Here is a 22,826-nt window from a genome sequence, read left to right as displayed (position 1 = left end):
CGGTTTTGGAGTAATGACTATGCAACGCTACTCGGGCTTCGGCCTCTTCAAGCACTCACTCAGCCACCACGAAAACTGGCAGAAGATGTGGCGCACGCCCACCCCTAAAAAGGTCTACGACGTGGTCATCGTCGGCGGCGGCGGGCATGGTCTGGCCACCGCCTATTACTTGGCCAAGGAACACGGCATCACCAATGTGGCCGTGGTCGAGAAAGGCTGGTTGGGCGGCGGCAACACGGCGCGCAACACCACCATCGTGCGCTCCAACTACCTGTGGGACGAGTCGGCGCACCTCTACGAACACGCGATGAAACTCTGGGAAGGTTTGTCGCAAGACCTCAACTACAACGTGATGTTCTCGCAGCGTGGCGTCTACAACCTGTGCCACACCCTGCAAGACATCCGTGACTCCGAGCGCCGCGTGAGTGCCAACCGCCTCAACGGCGTCGACGGTGAACTGCTCAACGCCAAGCAAGTGGCGGACGAGATCCCGTACCTCGACTGCTCAAAAAACACCCGCTACCCGGTGATGGGCGCCACCGTGCAACGGCGCGGCGGCGTGGCGCGTCACGATGCTGTGGCGTGGGGTTTTGCGCGTGCGGCTGACGCACTCGGCGTGGACCTGATTCAGCAGACTGAAGTGATCGGCTTTCGCAAAGAAAACGGCGTGTGCATCGGCGTCGAAACCAACAAGGGTTTTATCGGCGCCAAGCGCGTCGGGGTGGTGACCGCCGGTAACTCCGGGCACATGGCGTCGCTGGCGGGCTTTCGCCTGCCGATTGAGTCTCACCCGTTGCAAGCGCTGGTGTCAGAGCCGATCAAGCCGATTATCGACAGCGTGATCATGTCCAACGCCGTGCACGGTTACATCAGCCAGTCCGACAAGGGCGACCTGGTGATCGGCGCCGGTATCGACGGCTACAACGGTTACGGCCAGCGCGGCTCGTACCCGGTGATCGAACACACCATCCAGGCCATCGTCGAGATGTTCCCGGTGCTCTCGCGCGTGCGCATGAACCGCCAGTGGGGCGGCATCGTCGACACCACGCCGGACGCCTGCCCGATCATTTCCAAGACCCCGGTGCCGAACCTGTTCTTCAACTGCGGCTGGGGCACCGGCGGCTTCAAGGCCACACCCGGCTCCGGCAACGTGTTTGCCGCAAGCCTCGCCAAGGGTGAAATGCACCCGCTGGCGGCCCCTTTCTCCATCGACCGTTTCCACAACGGTGCGCTGATCGACGAACACGGCGCTGCGGCTGTCGCCCACTAACAGGAGAACCCCTTCATGTTGCATATCTTCTGTCCTCATTGCCTGGAGCTGCGCTCCGAAGAGGAATTCCACGCCGCCGGCCAAGCGCACATTCCGCGCCCGCTGGACCCGAATGCCTGCACCGACGCCGAGTGGGGCGATTACCTGTTCTTTCGCGATAACCCGCGTGGCCTGCACCACGAACTGTGGATTCACGCCGCCGGTTGCCGCCAGTATTTCAACGCCACGCGCGACACCCTGAGCTACGAAATTGTTGAAACCTACAAAATCGGCGAGAAGCCGCAATTCACCGCCAAGGCCGCTGGAGAGAAGGTATGAGCCAGATCAATCGCCTGCCCAACGGTGGCCGCATCGACCGCAATAAAGTCCTCACGTTCAGCTTCAACGGCCAAAGCTACCAAGGCTTTGAAGGCGATACACTGGCCGCCGCGTTACTGGCCAACGGCGTCGACATTATCGGTCGCAGCTTCAAGTACGCGCGCCCGCGCGGCATCTTTGCTGCCGGCGCCGAAGAGCCCAACGCGGTGCTGCAGATCGGCGCCACCGAAGCCACCCAGATTCCCAACGTGCGCGCTACGCAACAGGCGCTGTATCAGGGTTTGGTCGCGACCAGCACCAACGGCTGGCCGAACGTTAACAATGATGTGATGGGCATTCTCGGCAAGGTCGGCGGCAAGCTGATGCCGCCGGGTTTTTACTACAAAACCTTCATGTACCCGCAATCGTTCTGGATGACCTACGAGAAATACATCCGCAAGGCTGCCGGGCTTGGCCGCTCGCCAACCGAGAACGACCCGGACACCTACGACAACTTCAACCGGCACTGCGACGTACTGATTGTCGGCGCTGGCCCCGCGGGTTTGGCCGCCGCACTGGCGGCCGCCCGCAGCGGTGCCCGCGTGATCATCGCTGACGAGCAAGAAGAGTTCGGCGGCTCGTTGCTTGACTCGCGCGAAAGCCTCGACGGCAAGCCTGCGGCTGAATGGGTCGCCAGCGTGATCGCCGAGCTTAAAGCGCTGCCGGACGTGGTGCTGCTGCCGCGCGCTACCGTCAATGGCTACCACGACCACAACTTCCTGACCATTCACGAGCGCCTCACCGATCACCTCGGCGACCGAGCGCCGATCGGCCAGGTTCGCCAGCGCATTCACCGTGTGCGCGCCCAGCGCGTGGTGCTGGCGACCGGTGCGTGCGAGCGCCCGCTGGTGTACGGCAATAACGACGTGCCGGGCAACATGCTGGCGGGTGCGGTGTCCACTTACGTGCGCCGCTACGGCGTGGCGCCGGGTAAAAAACTGCTGCTGTCGACCAACAACGACCACGCCTACCGCGTGGCGCTGGACTGGTTCGACGCAGGCCTGGTGGTGGTGGCCGTGGCCGATGCGCGCCACAACCCGCGTGGCGCGTTGGTCGAAGAAGCGCGCGCCAAAGGCATTCGCATCCTCACCGGCAGCGCCGTGATCGAAGCCCGTGGCAGCAAGCACGTGACGGCCGCGCGCGTCGCCGCCATCGACGTCAATGCGCACACAGTCACCAGCCCCGGCGAGTGGCTGGAGTGCGACCTGGTCGCCAGTTCCGGCGGCTACAGCCCAGTGGTCCATTTGGCCTCGCACTTGGGCGGCAAGCCGACCTGGCGTGAAGACATCCTCGGTTTTGTACCGGGCGAAGCGCCGCAAAAACGTGTGTGCGTCGGCGGTATCAATGGCGTCTACGGCCTGGGTGATTCCCTGGCGGATGGTTTTGAAGGCGGCGTGCGCGCGGCCAGTGAAGCCGGTTTCGCGCCGGTAGAAGGCGCGTTGCCAAAAGCCTTGAGCCGTGTCGAAGAACCGACCTTGGCGCTGTTCCAGGTGCCGCACGAGAAAGCCACCGCCCGCGCGCCGAAGCAATTTGTCGACCTGCAAAACGACGTGACCGCCGCCGCCATCGAACTCGCGACCCGCGAAGGTTTCGAGTCGGTCGAACACGTCAAACGCTACACCGCGCTGGGTTTCGGCACCGACCAGGGCAAGCTCGGCAACGTCAACGGCCTGGCGATTGCCGCGCGTTCGCTGAACGTGAGCATCCCGCAGATGGGCACCACCATGTTCCGCCCCAACTACACGCCGGTAACCTTCGGCGCGGTGGCTGGCCGTCACTGTGGGCACATCTTCGAGCCGGTGCGCTACACCGCGCTGCACGCCTGGCACGTGAAAAACGGCGCCGAATTTGAAGACGTCGGCCAGTGGAAACGCCCGTGGTACTTCCCGCGCAACGGTGAAGACCTGCACGCCGCAGTCAAACGCGAATGCCTGGCGGTGCGCGACAGCGTCGGCCTGCTGGACGCGTCGACCCTCGGCAAAATCGACATTCAAGGCCCGGATGCGCGCGAGTTCCTCAACCGCATCTACAGCAACGCCTGGACCAAGCTCGACGTGGGCAAGGCGCGCTACGGCCTGATGTGCAAGGAAGACGGCATGGTCTTCGATGACGGCGTGACCGCCTGCCTCGCCGACAACCACTTCCTGATGACCACCACCACCGGCGGCGCCGCCCGCGTATTGCAGTGGCTGGAAATCTACCAACAAACCGAATGGCCGGACCTCAAGGTGTACTTCACTTCGGTCACCGACCACTGGGCCACCATGACATTGTCTGGCCCCAACAGCCGCAAGCTGCTGGCGCACGTTACCGACATCGACCTGGACAAGGACGGCTTCCCGTTCATGACCTGGAAAGAAGGCCTGGTCGGCGGCGTGCCTGCGCGGGTGTTCCGTATCTCGTTTACCGGCGAGCTGTCGTATGAAATCAACGTGCAGGCCGACTACGCCATGGGCGTGCTTGAACAGATCGTAGAGGCCGGCAAGCAGTACAACCTGACGCCGTATGGCACCGAAACCATGCACGTATTGCGCGCCGAGAAAGGCTTCATCATCGTCGGCCAGGACACCGACGGCTCGATGACCCCGGACGACTTGAACATGGGCTGGTGCGTGGGCCGTACCAAAGCGTTCTCGTGGATCGGCTGGCGCGGCATGAACCGCGAAGACTGCGTGCGTGAACAGCGCAAGCAACTGGTCGGGCTCAAACCGATTGATCCAACCGTGTGGCTGCCGGAAGGCGCGCAGTTGGTGTTCGAGCCTAAACAGACAATCCCGATGAAGATGGTCGGCCACGTGACGTCAAGCTATGCGCATAACTCGCTGGGTTATTCGTTTGCGATGGCAGTGGTCAAGGGCGGCTTGAAGCGCATCGGCGAGCGGGTGTTTTCGCCGCAGGCGGATGGCAGCGTGATCGAGGCGGAGATTGTGTCATCGGTGTTCTTCGACCCGAAAGGCGAGCGGCAGAATATCTGACAGACCGAGGTGCCTGCATCGCAGGCAAGCCAGCTCCCACAGTTGGAATGCGTTTCCCTGTGGGAGCCGGGCTTGCCCGCGATGAGGCCGGAACAATCACTGCAAGAGCCACAGAATTCAAACAGGTGCTCCCACAGTTGGAATGCGTTTCCCTGTGGGAGCCGGGCTTGCCCGCGATGAGGCCGGAACAGTCACTGCAAGACCCACAGAATTCAAACAGGTGCTTTATGACAGCAGCCAATGTTTACCCACAACGCCCCACCACTGGCGCCAAGGCCGAGTCGTCGCTGCACCATGCCGACCTCGCCAGCCTGGTCGGCAAGGGCCGCAAAAACGCCGGCGTGACCGTGCGCGAGAAAAAACTCCTCGGCCATCTGACCCTGCGTGGCGATGGCCATGACCCTGCCTTCGCCGCTGGCGTGCACAAAGCCGTCGGCATCGAATTGCCCGGCGCCTTGCAGGTGATCATCAACGGCGAAACCAGCCTGCAATGGCTCGGCCCGGACGAGTGGCTGTTGATCGTGCCGAGCGGTGAAGAATTCGCCGCCGAACAAAATCTGCGCGCTGCCCTCGGTGAGCTGCACATCCAGGTCGTCAACGTCAGCGGCGGCCAGCAGGTCCTTGAACTCAGCGGCCCGAACGTGCGCGACGTGCTGATGAAGTCCACCAGCTATGACGTGCACCCCAATAACTTCCCGGTGGGCAAGGCGGTGGGCACGGTGTTCGCCAAGTCACAACTGGTGATCCGCCACACGGCCGAAGACACCTGGGAACTGGTGATCCGCCGCAGCTTCTCGGATTACTGGTGGCTGTGGTTGCAGGACGCCTCAGCCGAATTCGGCCTGAGCGTAGAAACCTGAGGGTGAAACAGCCGTTGTGGCGAGGGGGCTTGCTCCCGATGGAGCGCGCAGCGGTCCCAATGAGCTCACTGCATTTTTGCTGACAGAACCGAGTGCCTGATTTCATGGCTGCTTCGCAACCCAACGGGGGCAAGCCCCCTCGCCACAAGGTTTGAGGATTCAAGTATGAGCCGCGCACCCGACACATGGATTTTGACCGCCGACTGCCCCAGCGTGCTCGGCACGGTGGACGCGGTGACCCGCTACCTGTTTGAGCAGGGCTGCTACGTTACCGAGCACCATTCGTTCGATGATCGGCTTTCCGGGCGATTTTTTATTCGCGTCGAATTCCGTCAGCCCGACGGCTTTGACGAGCAGGTTTTTCGCGATGGCCTGGCCACACGCGGTGAAGCCTTTGGCATGATCTTCGAGCTGACGGCGCCGAACTACCGGCCAAAAGTGGTGATCATGGTCTCCAAGGCCGATCACTGCCTGAACGACTTGCTGTACCGCCAGCGCATCGGCCAACTGTCGATGGACGTGGTCGCGGTGGTGTCCAACCACCCCGATCTGCAACCTTTGGCCGACTGGCATCAAATTCCCTACTACCATTTCCCCTTGGACCCTAACGACAAACCGTCGCAGGAACGTCAGGTGTGGCAAGTGGTGGAAGACACCGGCGCTGAGCTGGTGATTCTTGCGCGCTACATGCAAGTGCTGTCGCCGGAGCTGTGCCGCAAGCTGGATGGCAAGGCGATCAATATTCACCACTCCTTGCTGCCGGGGTTCAAGGGCGCCAAGCCGTATCACCAGGCCTACAACAAGGGCGTGAAGTTGGTCGGCGCCACGGCGCATTACATCAACAACGACTTGGATGAAGGCCCGATCATCGCCCAGGGTGTAGAGGTGGTAGACCACAGCCACTACCCCGAGGACTTGATTGCCAAGGGGCGCGATATTGAAGGGCAGACACTGGCCCGCGCGGTGGGGTATCACATTGAGCGGCGGGTTTTTCTAAACGCCAACAGGACAGTGGTTCTTTAGTGAAAAGCTACAAGCTTCAAGCCGCTGGAAAAGGCGGTAATGCATGCTTCTTGCGGCTTGTAACTTGCCGCTTGAAGCTCATTCCACACGCTTCACAACAACAACTATAGAGGTGACTGGCATGTCTGGTAATCGTGGTGTCGTGTATCTCGGCAACGGCAAGGTTGAAGTACAGAGAATCGACTATCCCAAAATGCAGGACCCGCGTGGCAGGAAGATCGAACACGGCGTGATCCTGCGCGTGGTCTCCACCAACATCTGCGGCTCCGACCAACACATGGTGCGCGGCCGCACCACCGCCCAAACCGGCTTGGTACTCGGCCATGAAATCACCGGTGAAGTAATCGAGAAGGGCAGCGACGTCGAAAACCTGAAAATCGGCGACCTGGTGTCCGTACCGTTCAACGTGGCGTGCGGCCGCTGCCGTTCCTGCAAAGAGCAACACACCGGCGTCTGCCTGAGCGTCAACCCGGCCCGGCCCGGCGGCGCGTACGGCTACGTCGACATGGGCGACTGGACCGGCGGCCAAGCCGAATACGCGCTGGTGCCCTACGCCGACTTCAACCTGCTGAAACTGCCGGACCGCGACAAGGCCATGGAGAAAATCCGCGACCTTACCTGCCTCTCCGACATTCTGCCCACCGGCTACCACGGCGCCGTGACGGCCGGCGTTGGCCCCGGCAGCACTGTCTACGTCGCGGGTGCCGGCCCCGTCGGCCTGGCCGCTGCCGCCTCGGCACGCCTGCTGGGCGCGGCAGTGGTGATCATCGGCGACGTCAACCCGATCCGCCTGGCCCACGCCAAGGCTCAGGGTTTTGAAATTGCCGACCTGTCCACCGACACGCCGCTGCACGAACAGATCGCCGCGCTACTCGGCGAGCCCGAAGTGGATTGCGCGGTTGACGCTGTCGGCTTCGAAGCCCGCGGCCACGGCCATGAAGGCGTAAAAGCCGAAGCCCCGGCCACCGTGCTCAACTCGCTGATGGGCGTGGTGCGCGTAGCCGGCAAAATCGGCATCCCCGGCCTGTACGTCACCGAAGACCCAGGGGCGGTGGATGCCGCCGCGAAAATGGGCAGCCTGAGCATTCGCTTCGGGTTGGGCTGGGCTAAATCCCACAGCTTCCACACCGGGCAAACGCCGGTCATGAAGTACAACCGCCAGTTGATGCAGGCGATCATGTGGGACCGCATCAAGATTGCCGACATCGTGGGCGTGGAGGTGATCAGCCTGGACGACGCGCCGCGCGGGTACGGCGAGTTTGATGCGGGCGTGCCGAAGAAGTTTGTGATTGATCCGCATAAGTTGTTTAGCGCGGCGTAAAGCCAAGGCCAAAATAAAGGGTGACCCTAGGGTTGCCTTTTTTTTGCATACAGCACGTCCATCATGGTGTATGACTTTATGCTGTATATTCTGATCTTCTTTTTTTCAAATAGGGCAGAAGTTGGAAGGGCTTTCATTTACTGAAGTAGTTCCGTCCTATGCTGATGTCGATTAAATATTTTGCGGTTGCAGGATTGCGCTCACTGCAGCGCTCATAACATTTTACGTTGATTGCAAGTGTAGAGTTGTGAGGTGTTCCAAGTACCACTATCGCCACCTGTTCGAACAGTTCTTTTTGTAAGGATTTTTTTTGTAACTCGGTTGTTGTTATCAGCCATGAGTGATCGTTAACATTTTGCGGGCTCCATCCCGACTTTTTTAAGGTTGATTGGATGCTTTCAAGAAGCCTTGTCAGTTCAATGAAAGGCACCGCTTGTAACATCGGAGACGTCGTAATGTTCGAGACTTTTCCTTCGTCGTAGGTGATTGCACCAAATTTTGTGGGTGGTAATTCAAAACCATATGTTGAGTCGTCGAACTTGATAGCGACCTGGCTGCTAATCCAGGTGGAGCTTGGGTATGGTGGGTTCCCTGGGTATAGTACGGTCTTAGCCTTTACGGGAAACGTCGAGTCTCGTACAACGTCATCATAGGGCTTGCCGATATGTACACTAAGATTATCTGACTCTACATTGATGTATAGAAAATAAAGTGACATGGCGAAAAAGATGGGTATTAGTAAAAATAGTGGGCGCATTAAGTGGGTCATGGGTTTACGCCCACAGGCACTTGCAGGACAGCAGTGGGACTTCTACGCAGGTGGTCGGGTCCGTGACACGTGCGGCAGGTTTTCCTGACATGTGCATTCCGTTGTCTTGATGAGTTTAAAAACGTAGCAAGGGAACCTAGACAGCAAAGCCGGTGGGGTCAATCTTTTAGGGCTTGAAACGCAAAAACAGGCATTTTCTGTAGGACGACGTTTTGATCGCTGTCAGGCCTGCCTAAAAATATCGTGGGAGCGAGGCGCCTCGTTCCCACGGGCTTTACCGGCTGCTTACGCCTGCAAGCGGCGGCTGATGACATCGAGCAAGTCGCAACCGTCGCGCAACGGAATCGCGCAGAGCAGGGCAAAGTCCTGGAGGACCAGGTTGTCGGTGTTCAGGCCTTCGCGAAAGGCCAGGTTTTCCATGACTTGCGTGACCGCGCGGATGCGGTAGACGGCAGCGTTGTGGAGCACGTCGAGCGGGACTTGAGTGTCGATGAGCAGGGAAGGGGTGGTGGCGTCGTGGCCGGTGAGTGGCATGTATCGGTTCATGTGTGCAACCTCATTTCAGATAATGGGCGCTACCACTCACACGTCGCCAAACGAATGGGTGGCAGCTGTGCGCAGGTTGGCGAACCGGTGAAATAAGGCAAAGCCGGCAGACCCGAAGGTCTCCCACGCACAGCCGCCATAAAGCACAGCTTTGCGGGTGCAAAAAAACCTGCAAAGAAGCAGGTGCTTTTGCATGCCTTATCTCTATCGAGTCGCCAAACCCGTGTCGCCATATGGACGACGGCCGAACTATAAGCGCCATCGTTCGCCGGGAGCAAGTCGCACAGGCCGCTGAAGATCAATCAAATGTGGGAGCGGGCTTGCTCGCGATGGCATCAACTCGGTATGCCTGATGGTCCGAGGTGCCTGCAGCGCGAGCAAGCCCGCTCCCACATTGGCTCCCACATGGACTCCCACATTAGGCTCCCACATTAGGTAGTGGGTAAGTGGGGGAATAGGGGGCAGTGGGCGGGGGGTGTCAGCGAACCGCCAAGGCACCTTGGTAAACCGTCGGGCCTGTCGGTTGCTTGCTCACCGAGCCGCCTTTGGTTTCTGAGCTGACCATCAAGTTCACCGGCTTGCTGATGGATGCTTGCTGGCGCGGGTTCAGCCCGATGATGCCTTTGCCGTCTTCGGGCAGCAGGCCCAGGGAGATCGGCGCGCCGTCAGCCGGGATAGCCCACAGCTCCAGGCTCTGGTCTGGCGCGGGCGCGGTCGCAGCGATTGGCTGCACTTCCAGGTAATCCTTGTGGGCCACGATTTGCGCGGCGGGCTGTTGCTCGGTGGTCACCAACGTGGCAGCGGATTTGACGCTGTCCTGCGTGTAAAGCGCGCCGCCGACACCGGCAACCACGACCAAACAGGCGCCGATGAACAGGCGAGGGCCGCTCCAGAATGAGGGTTTGTTCTCGATCACTTCGGGTTGGATCGCAGTCATAAGTCTCTTCCTGACAAATTTTGTAGTCAGTTCATGGACCCTGTTTATCAGGATGGGTTCCTGAACCCATCACCGCCTATCGTCGCTAAAGTGATGCCAATTGGCCTTGATACAGCACAGGTCCGGTCGGTTGGCCGGTGGGCGAACCGCCGTGTGGCTCCAGGCTCACGGCCAGGGTCAGTGGCGCTTTAAGCAGCGCCTGCTGCTGTTTGGTCAGCTGGATTCGCCCCTTGCCGGCACTTGGCACTACGCCCAGCGAGACCGGTTTGGCACCGGGCGCAATTGCCCACAACTCCAGGTCACGCGTCGGTTCCACTGCGGCCAAGGCCAACGGCTCGACTTGCAGGTGGTCGGCGAATGCGCGTACCTGCAACGCCGGTTGCTGGCCTGCGCTGACCAATGTGGCGTTGTATTGCGCGCCGGTATCGCGCTGGTAAAGCACGCCCACAAACAGCGCCAGCACCACGGCGAACGCTGCCCCGAGCAAGCGAACATTCATCCACAGCGGTTTTTTGGCAGGCACCTGAAGAGCCTGCGGTTCGATGCGCGCCTGAATGCCCGCCCACACGTGGTCTGGCACCGGGCGTTCGGGCAGTGCATCGGTCAGGCTGGCAAGCGCGTCCTGCCAGTGGCCGAGTTCTGCGCGCAGCGCCGTATCGTCGAGCAGCAGGCGGTCAAAACGTCGACGCGCGGTGGCGGGCATCAAGCCGATGGCATAGTCGGCGGCGAGCGCACGGCGCAGGGCGGTGGTTTGGTAATTCATGATTCAAGGCACCTGCGCAGGCGCTCCATGCCGCGGCGAATCCAGGATTTGACCGAGCCCAGGGGCGCCGCCAAGTGTTCGGCCAACTCCGCGCACGACAGGCCCTGAAAGTAAGCCACGGTGATCGACTGGCGCTGCATGCCGTCGAGGGTGTCGAGGCAGCGCTTGAGGGCGCGGGCTTGGCGCTCGCTGTGGAGTTGTTCGTGGGCGCTGGGGCTGTCGTCGAGCAAGGCGTCTTGTTGGCCGTCGGCCAAGGGCTGCTCGCGGCGTTTGCGCAGTTGGTCGATGGCCAGGTTGCGCGTGATGTTGACCATCCAGGTCATTGGCGCCGCCAAGTGCGCCTCGTAACGCGAGGCGTTGTACCAGATGCGCACGAAGGCCTCTTGCAAGACCTCTTCGGCGAGGTCGGAGCGGCCCATGAATCGAAACGCAACGCTGTGCAGCCGTGGTGAAACACGGCGGTAGAGGGTTTCGAAGGCTTGGCGGTTGCCTAGCGCACATTGCGCCATCAACGGCTGCAACGGGTCGGTGTCGTGGATGGAAATAGGGCTTCTCCAAGCGCTCGAACGAGGGCGACGGGGCTGCGCACGGCAGGCAGAGGGTAGTCTAGCTTGAGCGTTCATTCCAACCAACTCCGGGCGGCGCATGCTCGATATACGCGGCGCGAGGGCGCTTGGATGCAGCCAGCGGTGAACTATTCTGTGGCGGGGAACAATCCCTCGGCACGGTCAGTCAAACGGCTGCTTTTAGCTCCTACTCTCAGAGGTTGTCTTGATGAAGATTTCACGCGGTTTTGCCTTGTCCTGCCTGTTGACCGTGGCCGCCAGCCCGGTGTTTGCCGCAGGTTTCAGCCTGGGTGAGGTGGCCAATGCCGTTTCCGCTGCACAAGGCGGCAACAACAAGGCGGCCGCTGCAGCGCCGAGTTCGCAGACCGCCGGCTTGCTGAGCGCCCTGACCTCGCAACTGAACATCACCCCCGAGCAAGCCGTTGGCGGCACCGGGGCCATGCTCGGCCTGGCCAAGAACCAACTGAGCAGCACCGATTATTCGCAACTGGGCAAGAGCGTGCCGGGCCTCGATCAATTGTCGGGCAGCAACTCGCTGGGCAGCCTCGGTGCCTTGAGCGGCATGCTCGGCCAGACCGGCGGCAGCAAAACCAGCGGCCTCGACAGCTTGCTGGGTAACGTGAAAAGCACCAATGACCTGAACACCGCGTTCAGCGCGCTGGGCATGGACAGCGGTATGGTCGGCCAGTTTGCGCCGGTGATCCTGCAATACCTCGGCGGCCAGGGCGCCAACAGCTCGGTGCTGGGCAAACTGGCCCAAGCCTGGGGCACTGGCGGCTAAGCACGCCCGGCGCGCAGTTGTTCGATGCGCGCGTCTTTCTCGCTCCAGAGCTGGTTAACCCAGTTCTGGACGGTCTGGCGAAAAGCCGGATCGTTCTCGTAATCGCCTTGCCACAACGCCGGGTCCAGCTCACGCGTGCGTATATCGACGATCACCTTGGGCACTGCGCCGCTGATCAACGCCCAGAACCCCGGAATTTTTTGCTGCGGCGTTTGAGACGGATACACCACGGTCACGTCGAGCACCGCGTCCAGTTGCTCACCCATCGCCGCCAGCACAAAGGCCACGCCGCCCGCCTTGGGTTTGAGCAGGCGATTGAACGGCGAATTTTGCTGCGTGTGTTTGGCCGCGCTGAACCGCGTGCCCTCAAGGTAATTAACCACCGTGACCGGCTGACGCTTGAACAGCTCGCAGGCCTCTTTGGTGATCTTCAGGTCCTGGCCCGCCAGCTCCGGGTGCTTGGCCAGGAACGCCTTGGTGTAGCGCTTCATGAACGGGTAGTCCAGCGCCCACCAGGCCAGGCCGAGGAACGGCAACCAAATCAGCTGTTTTTTCAGGAAGAACTTGAAGAACGGCGTGCGCCGGTTAAGCGCTTGGACGAGTGCCGGAATATCGACCCACGACTGATGGTTGCTGATCACCAGGTACGAGGTGTCGCTGCGCAAATCGCCGCCGCCGCGAATGTCCCATTGCGTGGGGATGCACAGCGAGAAGATTAATTTGTCGATCTCGGCCCAGGTCTCGGCGATCCACATCACCGCCCGTGACGCAGCGTCGCGATACCGCCCCGCCGCCACCAGCTTGAGCAGGGCAAACACCATCAACGGCCCGAACAGCACCAGGGTGTTAAGCAATAACAGCAGGGTGACGAAACAGCCGGTGAGCAGGCGGCGCATAAGTAACTCTTGGAATCCTGTGGGCTGGCCATGATAAGCAAGCCGGCTCTGCAGGCCAAATCACAATTTGCCTGACGAATGTTTCACACGCTGACCGGTAGGGTTGAGCACTAACTAATGATGGCTTTTGCGGTCTAGAATCCGCCTACTTCTTTCGAGGAAATCACTTCGTGAAACTGCTCCTTGCCTCGCTCGCCCTGGTTGCCCTGCCGGCCTTGGCGGCCGAACCGACCCTTTACGGTCGCTACGAATACATCCAGTTGCCGGAGATCGGCCAAACCTTCAAGGCCAAGATGGACACCGGCGCGCTGACCGCTTCGCTGTCGGCCCGCGACATCGAAACCTTCACCCGTGACGGCGATGACTGGGTGCGTTTCCGCATCGGCGGCAAGGATGCCAGCGACAAGGTCTACGAACACAAAGTGTCGCGCATCAGCAAGATCAAGAGCCGCGCCGACGAAGACGATGACAAGGACGAAGCCACCGTGGCCAAGCGCCCGGTGATCGACCTGGAGATGTGCCTGGGCGAGGTTAAACGCACGGTTGAGGTCAACCTCACCGACCGCAGCAGCTTTAACTACCCGTTGCTGATTGGGGCAAAGGCGCTGCGTGAATTTGGCGCGGCGGTAAACCCGGCGCGTCGTTACACGGCTGACAAGCCAGACTGCTAACCGGCTGGCGTGCGGGCTCGCCACAACAGGCTCTCTCAGCACAACGCCTGCTTGATTTGGCGTCAAACCGGCGGCTGGGTCTCGAGCATCGAAGGCCGCTGGCTGACCTCGGCGTACCAATCGGCAAGCTGGGGGTTAGCGGTGCGCCATTGCAGGTCGGGGTGGCGGAAGTCGAGGTAGCCCAAGGCGCAGGCCACGCTGATGGCGGCAATGTCGAAATGGCTGGTCAACTCCGCAATGGCGTCTTGCTCCAACTCGGCGAGGGTGCGGCGGATCTTGTTGCGCTGCTCCTCCAGCCATTGCTGCCAGTGCTTTTCGACCGGGCGCATGGCCGTCTCGTAACGCACCAGCACCGCAGCGTCGAGGATGCCGTCGGCCATCGAGGCCAGGGTCAGGCGACGCCAGCGGGCCGAGCCATCACGCGGGGTCAGCGGGTTGCCGACATGCTGGTAGTCGAGGTAATCGAGAATCACCCGGCTGTCGTGCAGCACCGTGCCGTCGGCCAGGCGCAGGGCCGGGATCTTGCCCACCGGGTTACCTTCTACCACCTGCGCATCGGGGCTGACCGGCGTCGGCATGCAGCCTTGCAGGGCCACGCGGTCTTGCTGGCCGGTCTCGATCAGCAGCACGCGCACTTTGCGAACAAACGGTGAAGCGGGGTTGTGGAACAAGGTCATGCTGGGGGTGGACATGGGCATTCCTCACGATGGGCAGCGGCTAGCCTAGAGGGTTGCGCGGCGGCTGGCGAGGGGCTTGTGGGTGTTCTTCAGGGCCTCATCGAGAGCAAGTCGAATCGTCGCACCGCCCCCTCCCACATTTGATGGCGTTCGCCATTCAAAATGTGGGAGGGGGCTTGCTCCCGATAGCGGCCTCAGCCGCGCCGCTTGAACAACGCCCAAATACCGATCAGCGCTGGCACACCAAGCCCCACCCAACTGAGCGAATCCCACAGCCCATCGCCCAGCAACGCCGCAAACAACCCTGCCGCGCTGAGCACGCCAATCCCCAACGGAATACCAAACACTTTCCAGAAACTCGACTGGCGCGGCTTCATGCCTTGGCCGCCTTGCGCCGCACAACCCACAGGTAAACGCCGCTGCCCAATACGATGATGGTCAGCACATCCAGCACTGCCCACAGGATCTTCATCGGCATGCCGCCATAGTCACCAAAGTGCAGTGGCTGGGACATGCCCATCGCGTCCATGTACCACGGCCGCTCGGCGATGGCGGTGACGGCCAGGGTACTGGCGTCGATCAATACCGGCGTCAGCAGGTGCGAGGTCAGGTGCGTGCTGCCCTTCATGAACACCGCGTAATGGTGCTCGCTGGAAAAGCGCGTGCCGGGGAAGGCGATAAAGTCCGGCTGCATACCCGGCGCGGCCTTGGCGGCGATGGTCAGCAGGTCGGTGGCCGGGGCGCGTTGGGTCAGCGGCGGCGCGTTTTTGTACGGCTCAATCATCGCGCTGAGGCTGTCGGTGCGCCAGGCGGCGATGATCAGGTCGGCGCAGGCGCTGATCACGCCGGTCACGCCCACCACCAGCGCCCAGGTCAACGTGACCACGCCGATCAGGTTATGCAGGTCGAGCCAGCGCAGGCGGGTGGACTTGTTTTGGCGCACGGTGGCGAACTTCAAGCGGCGCATAAAGGGCAGGTACAGCACCGTGCCCGAGACAATCGCCACAACAAACAAAATACCCATGAACGCCAACAGCAACTTGCCCGGCAGGCCGGCGAACATGTCGACGTGCAGGCGCAGCAGGAACAGCGTGAAGCCGCCATTGGCCGACGGCATCTCCACCGCTTCACCGCTGCGCGCATCCAGCATGAACGTGTGCGATGCGTTGGGCTCCGTGCCAGCGGTGGCGGCCATGATCGCGATCACGCCGTTCTTGTCGTCCTCGTCCCAGGCCAGGTACTGCAGCGCCTCACCGGGGCGATGGGCCGAGGCTTTGGCCACCAACTGCTCAAGGTTCAGCTGCGGGGTGTCGGCGGGCATCTGCGCCAGTTCAGGCTCGTTGCCCAGCAGGTGATCAATCTCGTGGTGAAACACCAACGGCAGGCCGGTCAGGGCGAGCAGCAGCAGGAACACCGTGCAGATCAGGCTGGTCCAGGTGTGGATGAAGGACCAGCGGCGGATGGTTTTGCTTTTCATTTTCTAGCCTTCAGACACACCAAAGCCGCCCCGGGGGACGGCCTGGTTATTAACTCAGCCGATTACCATTGGTACGTAGCGCTGGCGACCACGCTACGTTGATCGCCGAAGTAGCAGTAGGAACCGTCGCAGGTGGAAATGTAGTCCTTGTTGAACAGGTTGGTGGCGTTGACCTTCACCGAAGCACCTTTCAGGCTGTTGTCCAAGCGGCCGAGGTCATAGTGCACTGCACCGTCGAATACTGTGTAAGCGTTAGCCTTACCGGTCCATGTGTTGGCTTGGTCGCCATACGTGTTGCCGGTGTGGCGGGCGCCAAAGCCAATGCCGAAACCGTCGAGTACACCGGCGTGCCAGGTGTAGTCGGTCCACAGTGAAGCCTGCTGCGCGGGCATCAGTTGCAGACGATTGCCTTTGTATTGGCCTTTTTGAACCTCGGACTTGGCCAGGGTGTAAGCGGCGATGACCTTAAGGTTCTCGGTTACGTCAGACACGGCTTCCAGCTCCAGGCCCTTGACCTTCACTTCGCCGGTCTGGTCGGTAACCGAGACGCCACCCGCCTGGAAGCGGGTGACCTGTACGTTTTTCTGGGTCAGATCGTAAACCGCCGCAGTCAGCAGCGTGTTGGAGCCGGGCGGCTGGTATTTGATCCCCAGTTCCCATTGCTTGCCTTCTGTGGGTTTGTACGATTCGGTCGGCGAGACACTGGCGTTACTCGCGGGCTGGAAAGATTCTGCATAGGAAAGGTACGGCACGAACCCTGAGTCGAACACATAGCTCAGCGCCGCGTTACCACTGAAGTTTTTGCTACGGTCGGTGTTGGTCGCGTCGTTCTTGTTGAAGTAAGTGGTGCCCTGATGCACCCAGTCTTCACGGCCGCCGAGGGTCAGGCGCCACTTGTCCAAAGCCATCTGGTCTTGGGCGTAAAGACCGGTCTGGATGGTTTTCTGGTTGTAGTCGTAGAACGCCGTGGAGCGTGCCGGGCGTACGGTAGGCTGGGTGTTGACTGGGTTGAAAATGTTGATAGTCCCGGCGCCACCGAAGATCGATAGATAAGAGGTGTCGGTACGCTGATGGTCCAGGCCGAGCAGCAGGGTGTGGGTGACGTCGCCGGTAGTAAAGTCAGCCTGAAAGTTGTTGTCGACCGCGAACTGGCCGATGCTCTCGTCCACATTAGTCGACGATCGGCTGATATTACCGGCAGCATCAGCCGGGGAAAAGGCATAGGAACCCACGGTCAGTTGCTGGAAAGCCAACTCCGACTTGGTGTACCGCAGGTTCTGCTTGAACTGCCAGGTATCGTTGAAGCGATGCTCAAACGCATAGCCGAGTGCGTAGTAGGTACGGTCGTAAAACTCGTAGTCCGGGTCGCCGAGGTTTTTGTGATGAGAAACCTCACCCAAAGGCGAGTTTATCTTGGTGCCCTGAATCGGCAAAAACTGGCTGGTGGTGCCGGTGTCGTCGCGGGTGAACTGCGAAAGCAGCGTCAGTTTGGTGTCGGTGTCGATATTCCACGTCAGGCTGGGCGCGATGTTGTAGCGCTTGTTGTCGATATGGTCGACCTGGGTGTCGGCGTCCCTTACGACGCCGCTGACGCCATACAGGAACTGGCCTTCGTCATCGATCTTGCCGGTACTGGCGAAGTTGATCTGGCGATAATTGTCACTGCCGTACTGCACTTGAATGGCATTGCTCGCTTCGGCGCTTGGACGGCGGCTGACCATGTCCAGCAAACCGCCCGGTGGCGTCTGGCCGTAGACCGAGGAGGCCGGGCCACGCAGCAAGGCGAGACGGTCGAGGTTCCAGGTTTCGGCTTTCGGGTTGGCATACACGCCGCGCGGCAGTGGCAGGCCGTCGAGAAAATGAGTGGGCTCGAAACCACGCACGCGCATCCAGTCGTAGCGCGTGTCGCTGCCGTAGCTCGCGGACACAATGCCAGGCATGTATTTGACCGCGTCATCCAGGTTCTGGACGTTGCGGTCCTGCATCTGCTCGCGGGTAGCGATGGAGATCGAGCGGGGCGCTTCGACCAATGCGGTATCGGTCTTGGTGCCAGCGGCCGTGCGTGTTGCCACGTAACCGTCCACCGGGCCCCAGGCACTTTCATTATCGCCTTGGCCGGTGATATTGGTTTGCGGTAACGCCACGACGCCCTCAGGAATCGGTACCAGCGTAAAAGCCCCCGCGCTGCTCTGCTCCAGCTGCAACCCCGTCCCACGCAACGCCTCACGCAGCGCGCCTTGAGCATCGAACTGGCCGTTGACCGGGGCCGAGGTTTTGCCCGCCGCCAGCGCAGGGTTCAGGGTCAGCGCCATGCCCGCTTGGCTGGCGATCTGGTTCAGGGTGGTGGCAAGCGGCGCGGCCGGCAAGTTGTAGGCGTGCACGCTGGCGGCCTGTTCGGCAGCCATCAACAAAGGGCTGGTCAGCGGTGCGCTGAGGGCAATCGCCATGGCTAACAGGCTGGGGCGCAACAAGGTGTCTAGCGTGCGGGACATAGGGGGTTCCTGAATGGAAGTAATTCGCAATTGCCTATGTGCCGAGCGAGATTCAGAAAGTGATAGGGCTGGGTGAAAATATTTTTGCGTTGGGCATTTGAGGTGTGTTTGAGGGCCTCATCGCGAGCCCAGGCACCGCATGACCTAAGGTTTACCGGTAACGGTCACCCACCACGGCGTGTGCTGCTCGATCTGCACCGGCAGCGTCGGCAGCAGCGCGTTAAGCGCCAAGGTGGTGTCGTGCAGCGGGAAGCTGCCGGTGATGCGCAAGTCGGCCACGGTTTTATCCACCCCCAGGTAGCCGCTGCGGTAGCGGCTGAGCTCTTCGACCACATCGCCCAGGCGGGCGTTGTCGACCACCAGCATGCCGCGCGTCCAGGCGTCGGCGGCGGGGGTGACGGCCAGCGCCGGGCCGAGGCCGTCGCTGCGCATCAACACTTGCTGGCCTTGCTTGAAAACCTGCTCCTGGTGAAACGCCTCCGGCTGCGCGGCCACGGCAGACTGCAGCACGCTCAAGCGGGTGGCAGCGTCTTCGCGCTTGACGATAAACCGTGTGCCCAGCGCTCGCAGGCGGCCATCGCGGGTTTGCACATAAAACGGGCGCGCGTCGTTGTGGCCGGTTTCGATGAGGATTTCGCCTTCCTGCAACACGATCAGTCGACGTTTTTCATCAAAACGCACGTCGATGGCGCTGTGCGTGTTGAGGTTGATCAGCGTGCCGTCGGCCAGTTTCAGCGTGCGCTGTTCGCCGGTGGCGGTGCGTTGGTCGGCCAGCCAATAGTGGACCGGCACGTAACGCTCACCGGCAAACAACGCCAAGCCGCAGACCAGCGCGATACTCGCCAGGCCACTGCCGAGCTTGCGCACGCGCTGGCGAATGCTTTGGCGCGACTGCAATAACGCAGCGCGCGCGGGGCCTGAGGCCACGCTGAAACGCTGGTCGAGCATGCCCAACTGGCGCCAGGCGCGCGCATGCTCTTCATCGTTGGCCAGCCATTTAGTGAACTCTTCTTGCTCAACGGCACTGCCGTCGCCCGAGTCGAGCGACAGTTGCCAGGCAATCGCGGCATCCAGTACGCGGGCCGAGACCGGTTTGGAACTGATCACGCTCACAGCGGCTCGCCATACAGGGCGATGTAGCACTGGCGAATGCCTTGGGCCAGGTACTGGCGCACACGCGGCACTGACACGCCGAGGCGCTGCGCGATTTGCGCGTGGCCAAGGCCGTCGAGACGGCTATAGAGGAAGGCGGCGCGGGCTTTGCTCGACAGTGTGCCGAGCAGGCGGTCGATGGCCTTGAGGTCTTCGAGGATCAGTTGCTGTTGTTCGGGCGAGGGCTGTTCGCTTTCGGGGACGCGCATCAGTTCGCTGAGGTAAGCCTGTTCCAGGGCCGCGCGCCGGAAATAGTCGAACAGCAACCCTTTGGCGATGGCCACCAGAAAGGCCCGCGGCTCGCGCGGTTCGCGCAACTCATCGCGGCCCAGCAGGCGCATGAACGTGTCTTGGCTCAGGTCTTCGGCACGGCTCGGGCAGGCCACGTTGCGCCGCAGCCAGGCCAGCAGCCAGCCACGATGGTCGCGATACAACGCGCCAACAAGCACACTGTGTGGGGTCTGGACCGACGACAAGGCATCACCGAATAAACTAACGAGAATTATTCGCGATTGTGTCAGAGGCGTGCTGTGGGCGCAATTGGCGTCTGTCGGGTGGGAGGCCCGTGGCCACTATCTATCGTGCCAAGCCCGCTTTAGAACGAGGGTGATTGGTTACGGCGTTTGCGTTGGTTCAGGCGCGCTTGCAGCGCTTGCGGGCTGTCGATGGCTAGCTGGCGTGCACGGCTGAGCAAGATCAGCATCAGCTCCGCCGTGGCCAGTGCATCGGCGCTGGCGTGATGGCGTTCGCCCACCTGCAGCTTGAAGTGGTTGATCCAGTCGTCGAGCCCGGCTTCACGAATGTTCGCGTCGGGGCATAGCAGCGGGGCGATCTCGGCCACGTCGAGAAACGCGTGAGCCAGGCGATAACCCAAGCTGTCTTTGAGCGCCCGGCACAGCATGTGTTGGTCGAACGGCGCATGAAACGCGAGCAATGGGCTGTCACCCACAAACGCCATGAAATCCAGGAGTGCCTCGACCGGGTCGCTGCCGGCGGCGATGGCGCTGGGGCCGAGGCCGTGGATCAACACGCTGGGGCTGAGTTTTGTTTCGGCGCGTTGCAAGGTGCGCTCAAACATCTGCGAGAAATCCACCGCGCCGTCCTCAATCACCACTGCGCCGATCGACAGCACCTGGTCACGGTTGAGGTTCAGGCCGCTGGTTTCCAGGTCCACCACAACCCAGCGTTGGCTGCGCAGGGCCACATCACTGAGCATCGCAGGCTTGGGCAATTGCTCCAGGCGCCGCTGTTGTGCGGCGTTGAGCCCGGGTTTTTTGATGCGCAGCCAACCGAACACGCTCACAGCCGATACCGCAAGGTCAGGCTGCTTTGCAGGCGTTGCGCCTGGCGCAGCGATTCCCGCAGGATGCGCCGGTCCAGATGGTTGAGGCTATCGGGGTCGACTCGGTTGGAATACGGCTGGTTTTCACGGGTCTGCAACTGGTGCTGCTGCATACGGGTTTGCTGGATAAAGTGGTAGGCCTCTTCATACGCAGCGCCGTCCAGCGGCTCAATCACGTCCTTGAGCACCAACTGGCGCAGGCGCTCCAGCGTGTTGTTGGCGTGCACGCCATTGGCCAGTGCCAACAGGCGCGCGCCGTCGACAAACGGCGTGAGCCCCTGCACCTTGAGGTCGAGTGTGGCCTTTTCGCCGCCCTGACGTGTCAACACAAAGTCGCGAAAACGCCCGACCGGCGGGCGCTGGCGCAAGGCGTTTTCAGCCAGCATGCGTTGGAACAACGCGTTATCTGCCACCTGATCCAGAATGCCCTGGCGCAGTTGCTCGCAGCCCTGTTCGTCGCCCCACACCACGCGCAAATCGAAATAAATGCTCGACCCCAGCAGGTTCTCCGGTGTTGCCTCACGGATAAACGCCGCGAAGCGCCGCGCCCATTCGGCCCGCGACAGGCACAGCTCGGGGTTGCCGGCCATGATATTGCCCTTGCACAAGCTGAAGCCGCACAACGCCAGGCTCTGGTTGACCTGTTGCGCGAGGGGCAACAGGCGGCCACGAATCTCTGCGGCTTCGGCGGCGTCTTTGGCGTCGAAAAGGATGCCGTTGTCCTGGTCGGTAAACAGCGTTTGCTCGCGGCGCCCTTCACTGCCGAAACACAGCCAGCTGAACGGCACGCCGGGGTCGCCCTTGTCGGCCAGGGTCAGCTCGATCACCCGGCACACGGTGTGATCGTTGAGCAGCGTAATAATGTGAGTGATCTGGGTGGATGACGCGCCATGCGCCAGCATGCGTTCAACCAATTGGCCGATCTCACCGCGAATCGCCACCAGGTTTTCCACGCGTGGCGCGTTGCGGATAGTGCGGGCCAGGTGCACCAAGTCAATGCGTTGCAGCGAAAACAGGTCGCGCTCCGACACCACGCCGCACAGGCGTTGGTCTTTGACCAGGCACACATGCGCGATATGCCGCTCGGTCATGGCGATGGCGGCATCAAACGCGCTGTGGTCCGGCGTCAGGAAGAACGGGGCTTTAATCATGTGAAGTTCGATGGCCTGATTAAAATCACCGGTGCCATCGGCCACCACTTGGCGCAGGTCGCGCAGGGTGAAAATTCCCAGCGGCGCCTTGTGTTCGTCGACGATCACGATGCTGCCCACTTGCTGCTCGTGCATTAACGTCACCGCCTCGCGCAACGCTGTGTTCGGGCCGCAAGTAACCGGGTGGCGCATGGCCAATTCGCCAAGGCGGGTGTTCAACGAGTACTGGGTGCCGAGGGTTTCCACGGCCTTTTGCTGCACTTGGTGGTTAACCTGATCCAACAGGCTGCTCACGCCACGCAGGGCGAAATCGCGAAACGGGCTGGAAAGCGCGAACAATTTGATAAACGCAGGCTTATTCAGTTGCAGGCAAAACGTGTCTTCGGCGGCCTTGTGCTCGGTGCGTGTTGCGCGTTCGCCCAGCAGCGCAGCCAGCGGGAAGCACTCGCCGGTGGTGATTTCGAAGGTGGTTTCGGCTGCTTGTTGATTTAACTGCGGCCGTTCGCCGACCACTCGGCCCTGCTTGACAATATAGAAGTGTTCCACCGGGCCGCCCGACGGCTTGAGGATGCTGTCGCCAGGGCCGTAGAAGCGCAATTGGCACTGTTCAACCAGAAACGCCAGGTGTGCGTTTTCCATTTGGTTGAAGGGCGGGAAGCGTTGCAGAAATTGCAGGGTGCCGTGGATGTTCTGCAACACGGCAGTTTTCCCCGCCTGCGTGAAAGCATCAGCTTTACTCATAACAGTGACCGCGTTTTTTTTGTCGTTATCGTCCTGCATGGTCGACTTCTGCGCAGCGG

Annotated in this window: 22 protein-coding genes; 8 read left to right on the top strand and 14 right to left on the bottom strand. The window is 61.2% G+C overall.

The genetic code is table 11. The features are described from left to right. Nucleotides 1–19: 19 nt before the first annotated feature. The 6 genes from AO240_RS00560 to fdhA all read left to right on the top strand — a co-directional run bounded on the left by AO240_RS00560 (nucleotide 20) and on the right by fdhA (nucleotide 7,806). Complete coding sequence (locus AO240_RS00560) at nucleotides 20–1,270, top strand: sarcosine oxidase subunit beta (protein WP_099234751.1); 1,251 nt, start codon at nucleotides 20–22, stop codon at nucleotides 1,268–1,270. A gap of 15 nt (nucleotides 1,271–1,285) precedes the next feature. Beyond that, nucleotides 1,286–1,588, top strand: coding sequence for a sarcosine oxidase subunit delta (locus tag AO240_RS00555; RefSeq protein WP_099234750.1), 303 nt, complete (start codon nucleotides 1,286–1,288; stop codon nucleotides 1,586–1,588). Then, a complete protein-coding gene (locus AO240_RS00550; protein ID WP_099234749.1) occupies nucleotides 1,585–4,602 on the top strand; it encodes a sarcosine oxidase subunit alpha in 3,018 nt (1,005 codons plus the stop codon). Before AO240_RS00555 ends, AO240_RS00550 begins: the two co-directional genes overlap by 4 nt. 227 nt (nucleotides 4,603–4,829) lie before the next feature. Then, nucleotides 4,830–5,462: a sarcosine oxidase subunit gamma gene (locus AO240_RS00545; RefSeq protein WP_099234748.1), complete on the top strand. Its 633-nt coding sequence runs from the start codon at nucleotides 4,830–4,832 to the stop codon at nucleotides 5,460–5,462. Between the two features lie 165 nt (nucleotides 5,463–5,627). Beyond that, on the top strand, nucleotides 5,628–6,485 hold the full coding sequence (gene purU / locus AO240_RS00540; RefSeq protein WP_099234747.1) for a formyltetrahydrofolate deformylase: 858 nt from the start codon (nucleotides 5,628–5,630) through the stop codon (nucleotides 6,483–6,485). A gap of 121 nt (nucleotides 6,486–6,606) precedes the next feature. Further along, the gene (gene fdhA, locus AO240_RS00535) at nucleotides 6,607–7,806 is read left to right on the top strand and encodes a formaldehyde dehydrogenase, glutathione-independent (RefSeq protein ID WP_058415205.1); all 1,200 of its coding nucleotides are present in this window, start codon (nucleotides 6,607–6,609) and stop codon (nucleotides 7,804–7,806) included. 133 nt (nucleotides 7,807–7,939) lie between these two features. On the opposite strand, the gene AO240_RS00530 is transcribed toward fdhA, so the two are convergent. The 5 genes from AO240_RS00530 to AO240_RS00510 form a co-directional block, all read right to left on the bottom strand. Further along, on the bottom strand, nucleotides 7,940–8,575 hold the full coding sequence (locus AO240_RS00530; RefSeq protein WP_099234746.1) for a hypothetical protein: 636 nt from the start codon (nucleotides 8,573–8,575) through the stop codon (nucleotides 7,940–7,942). 285 nt (nucleotides 8,576–8,860) lie between these two features. Further along, complete coding sequence (locus tag AO240_RS00525) at nucleotides 8,861–9,121, bottom strand: hypothetical protein (protein WP_256585802.1); 261 nt, start codon at nucleotides 9,119–9,121, stop codon at nucleotides 8,861–8,863. A 478-nt stretch (nucleotides 9,122–9,599) separates the two neighbouring features. Beyond that, nucleotides 9,600–10,058, bottom strand: a complete 459-nt coding sequence (locus tag AO240_RS00520; RefSeq protein WP_099234745.1) for an anti-sigma factor domain-containing protein — start codon at nucleotides 10,056–10,058, stop codon at nucleotides 9,600–9,602. Nucleotides 10,059–10,143: 85 nt separating this feature from the next. Further along, nucleotides 10,144–10,821 (bottom strand): anti-sigma factor domain-containing protein, encoded by a 678-nt coding sequence (locus tag AO240_RS00515; protein WP_099234744.1) that lies wholly within the window; start codon nucleotides 10,819–10,821, stop codon nucleotides 10,144–10,146. Next, on the bottom strand, nucleotides 10,818–11,444 hold the full coding sequence (locus AO240_RS00510; protein ID WP_099234743.1) for an RNA polymerase sigma factor: 627 nt from the start codon (nucleotides 11,442–11,444) through the stop codon (nucleotides 10,818–10,820). The genes AO240_RS00515 and AO240_RS00510 overlap by 4 nt, the downstream gene beginning before the upstream one ends. Before the next feature lie 151 nt (nucleotides 11,445–11,595). Here AO240_RS00510 and AO240_RS00505 point away from each other — a divergent pair, with 151 nt between their 5' ends. Then, on the top strand, nucleotides 11,596–12,168 hold the full coding sequence (locus AO240_RS00505; protein ID WP_099234742.1) for a DUF2780 domain-containing protein: 573 nt from the start codon (nucleotides 11,596–11,598) through the stop codon (nucleotides 12,166–12,168). Here AO240_RS00505 and AO240_RS00500 read toward each other — a convergent pair. Next, the gene (locus tag AO240_RS00500) at nucleotides 12,165–13,064 is read right to left on the bottom strand and encodes an acyltransferase (protein ID WP_099234741.1); all 900 of its coding nucleotides are present in this window, start codon (nucleotides 13,062–13,064) and stop codon (nucleotides 12,165–12,167) included. The two genes, AO240_RS00505 and AO240_RS00500, sit on opposite strands and share 4 nt — an antisense overlap. A 170-nt stretch (nucleotides 13,065–13,234) precedes the next feature. Here AO240_RS00500 and AO240_RS00495 point away from each other — a divergent pair, with 170 nt between their 5' ends. Continuing rightward, nucleotides 13,235–13,735, top strand: a complete 501-nt coding sequence (locus tag AO240_RS00495; protein WP_099234740.1) for an ATP-dependent zinc protease — start codon at nucleotides 13,235–13,237, stop codon at nucleotides 13,733–13,735. Between the two features lie 62 nt (nucleotides 13,736–13,797). Here AO240_RS00495 and AO240_RS00490 read toward each other — a convergent pair whose 3' ends face one another. The 8 genes from AO240_RS00490 to AO240_RS00455 all read right to left on the bottom strand — a co-directional run bounded on the left by AO240_RS00490 (nucleotide 13,798) and on the right by AO240_RS00455 (nucleotide 22,767). After that, on the bottom strand, nucleotides 13,798–14,427 hold the full coding sequence (locus tag AO240_RS00490; protein ID WP_099234739.1) for a glutathione S-transferase: 630 nt from the start codon (nucleotides 14,425–14,427) through the stop codon (nucleotides 13,798–13,800). A 179-nt stretch (nucleotides 14,428–14,606) separates the two neighbouring features. Beyond that, nucleotides 14,607–14,789 carry a hypothetical protein gene (locus AO240_RS00485; RefSeq protein ID WP_099234738.1) on the bottom strand — a complete coding sequence of 61 codons (183 nt, stop codon included), beginning with the start codon at nucleotides 14,787–14,789 and terminating at the stop codon, nucleotides 14,607–14,609. Then, nucleotides 14,786–15,889, bottom strand: coding sequence for a PepSY domain-containing protein (locus tag AO240_RS00480; protein ID WP_099234737.1), 1,104 nt, complete (start codon nucleotides 15,887–15,889; stop codon nucleotides 14,786–14,788). Before AO240_RS00480 ends, AO240_RS00485 begins: the two co-directional genes overlap by 4 nt. 62 nt (nucleotides 15,890–15,951) lie before the next feature. Beyond that, on the bottom strand, nucleotides 15,952–18,381 hold the full coding sequence (locus AO240_RS00475) for a TonB-dependent siderophore receptor (RefSeq protein WP_099234736.1): 2,430 nt from the start codon (nucleotides 18,379–18,381) through the stop codon (nucleotides 15,952–15,954). A gap of 144 nt (nucleotides 18,382–18,525) precedes the next feature. Continuing rightward, entirely contained in the window at nucleotides 18,526–19,494 is a 969-nt protein-coding gene (locus AO240_RS00470; protein WP_099234735.1) for a FecR domain-containing protein, read from the bottom strand. Next, nucleotides 19,491–20,009 (bottom strand): RNA polymerase sigma factor, encoded by a 519-nt coding sequence (locus AO240_RS00465; protein ID WP_099234734.1) that lies wholly within the window; start codon nucleotides 20,007–20,009, stop codon nucleotides 19,491–19,493. The genes AO240_RS00470 and AO240_RS00465 overlap by 4 nt, the downstream gene beginning before the upstream one ends. Nucleotides 20,010–20,128: 119 nt before the next feature. Beyond that, nucleotides 20,129–20,836 carry a PolC-type DNA polymerase III gene (locus AO240_RS00460; protein ID WP_099234733.1) on the bottom strand — a complete coding sequence of 236 codons (708 nt, stop codon included), beginning with the start codon at nucleotides 20,834–20,836 and terminating at the stop codon, nucleotides 20,129–20,131. Next, nucleotides 20,833–22,767 (bottom strand): putative nucleotidyltransferase substrate binding domain-containing protein, encoded by a 1,935-nt coding sequence (locus tag AO240_RS00455; RefSeq protein ID WP_177445758.1) that lies wholly within the window; start codon nucleotides 22,765–22,767, stop codon nucleotides 20,833–20,835. Before AO240_RS00455 ends, AO240_RS00460 begins: the two co-directional genes overlap by 4 nt. Nucleotides 22,768–22,826: the final 59 nt, after the last annotated feature.

Source organism: Pseudomonas sp. ICMP 460, from assembly GCF_002723595.1.
Taxonomy (GTDB): domain Bacteria; phylum Pseudomonadota; class Gammaproteobacteria; order Pseudomonadales; family Pseudomonadaceae; genus Aquipseudomonas; species Aquipseudomonas kitaguniensis.
The sequence above is the reverse complement of the archived record's forward strand: the minus strand, read 5'-3'. Positions and strand labels throughout refer to the sequence as shown.

Coding starts and splice junctions, on each gene's coding strand:
- AO240_RS00560 (WP_099234751.1), top strand. CDS start 20: ATGCAACGCTACTCGGGCTTCGGCCTCTTCAAGCACTCACTCAGCCAC.
- AO240_RS00555 (WP_099234750.1), top strand. CDS start 1,286: ATGTTGCATATCTTCTGTCCTCATTGCCTGGAGCTGCGCTCCGAAGAG.
- AO240_RS00550 (WP_099234749.1), top strand. CDS start 1,585: ATGAGCCAGATCAATCGCCTGCCCAACGGTGGCCGCATCGACCGCAAT.
- AO240_RS00545 (WP_099234748.1), top strand. CDS start 4,830: ATGACAGCAGCCAATGTTTACCCACAACGCCCCACCACTGGCGCCAAG.
- purU (WP_099234747.1), top strand. CDS start 5,628: ATGAGCCGCGCACCCGACACATGGATTTTGACCGCCGACTGCCCCAGC.
- fdhA (WP_058415205.1), top strand. CDS start 6,607: ATGTCTGGTAATCGTGGTGTCGTGTATCTCGGCAACGGCAAGGTTGAA.
- AO240_RS00530 (WP_099234746.1), bottom strand. CDS start 8,575: ATGACCCACTTAATGCGCCCACTATTTTTACTAATACCCATCTTTTTC.
- AO240_RS00525 (WP_256585802.1), bottom strand. CDS start 9,121: ATGAACCGATACATGCCACTCACCGGCCACGACGCCACCACCCCTTCC.
- AO240_RS00520 (WP_099234745.1), bottom strand. CDS start 10,058: ATGACTGCGATCCAACCCGAAGTGATCGAGAACAAACCCTCATTCTGG.
- AO240_RS00515 (WP_099234744.1), bottom strand. CDS start 10,821: ATGAATTACCAAACCACCGCCCTGCGCCGTGCGCTCGCCGCCGACTAT.
- AO240_RS00510 (WP_099234743.1), bottom strand. CDS start 11,444: ATGAACGCTCAAGCTAGACTACCCTCTGCCTGCCGTGCGCAGCCCCGT.
- AO240_RS00505 (WP_099234742.1), top strand. CDS start 11,596: ATGAAGATTTCACGCGGTTTTGCCTTGTCCTGCCTGTTGACCGTGGCC.
- AO240_RS00500 (WP_099234741.1), bottom strand. CDS start 13,064: ATGCGCCGCCTGCTCACCGGCTGTTTCGTCACCCTGCTGTTATTGCTT.
- AO240_RS00490 (WP_099234739.1), bottom strand. CDS start 14,427: ATGTCCACCCCCAGCATGACCTTGTTCCACAACCCCGCTTCACCGTTT.
- AO240_RS00485 (WP_099234738.1), bottom strand. CDS start 14,789: ATGAAGCCGCGCCAGTCGAGTTTCTGGAAAGTGTTTGGTATTCCGTTG.
- AO240_RS00480 (WP_099234737.1), bottom strand. CDS start 15,889: ATGAAAAGCAAAACCATCCGCCGCTGGTCCTTCATCCACACCTGGACC.
- AO240_RS00475 (WP_099234736.1), bottom strand. CDS start 18,381: ATGTCCCGCACGCTAGACACCTTGTTGCGCCCCAGCCTGTTAGCCATG.
- AO240_RS00455 (WP_177445758.1), bottom strand. CDS start 22,767: ATGAGTAAAGCTGATGCTTTCACGCAGGCGGGGAAAACTGCCGTGTTG.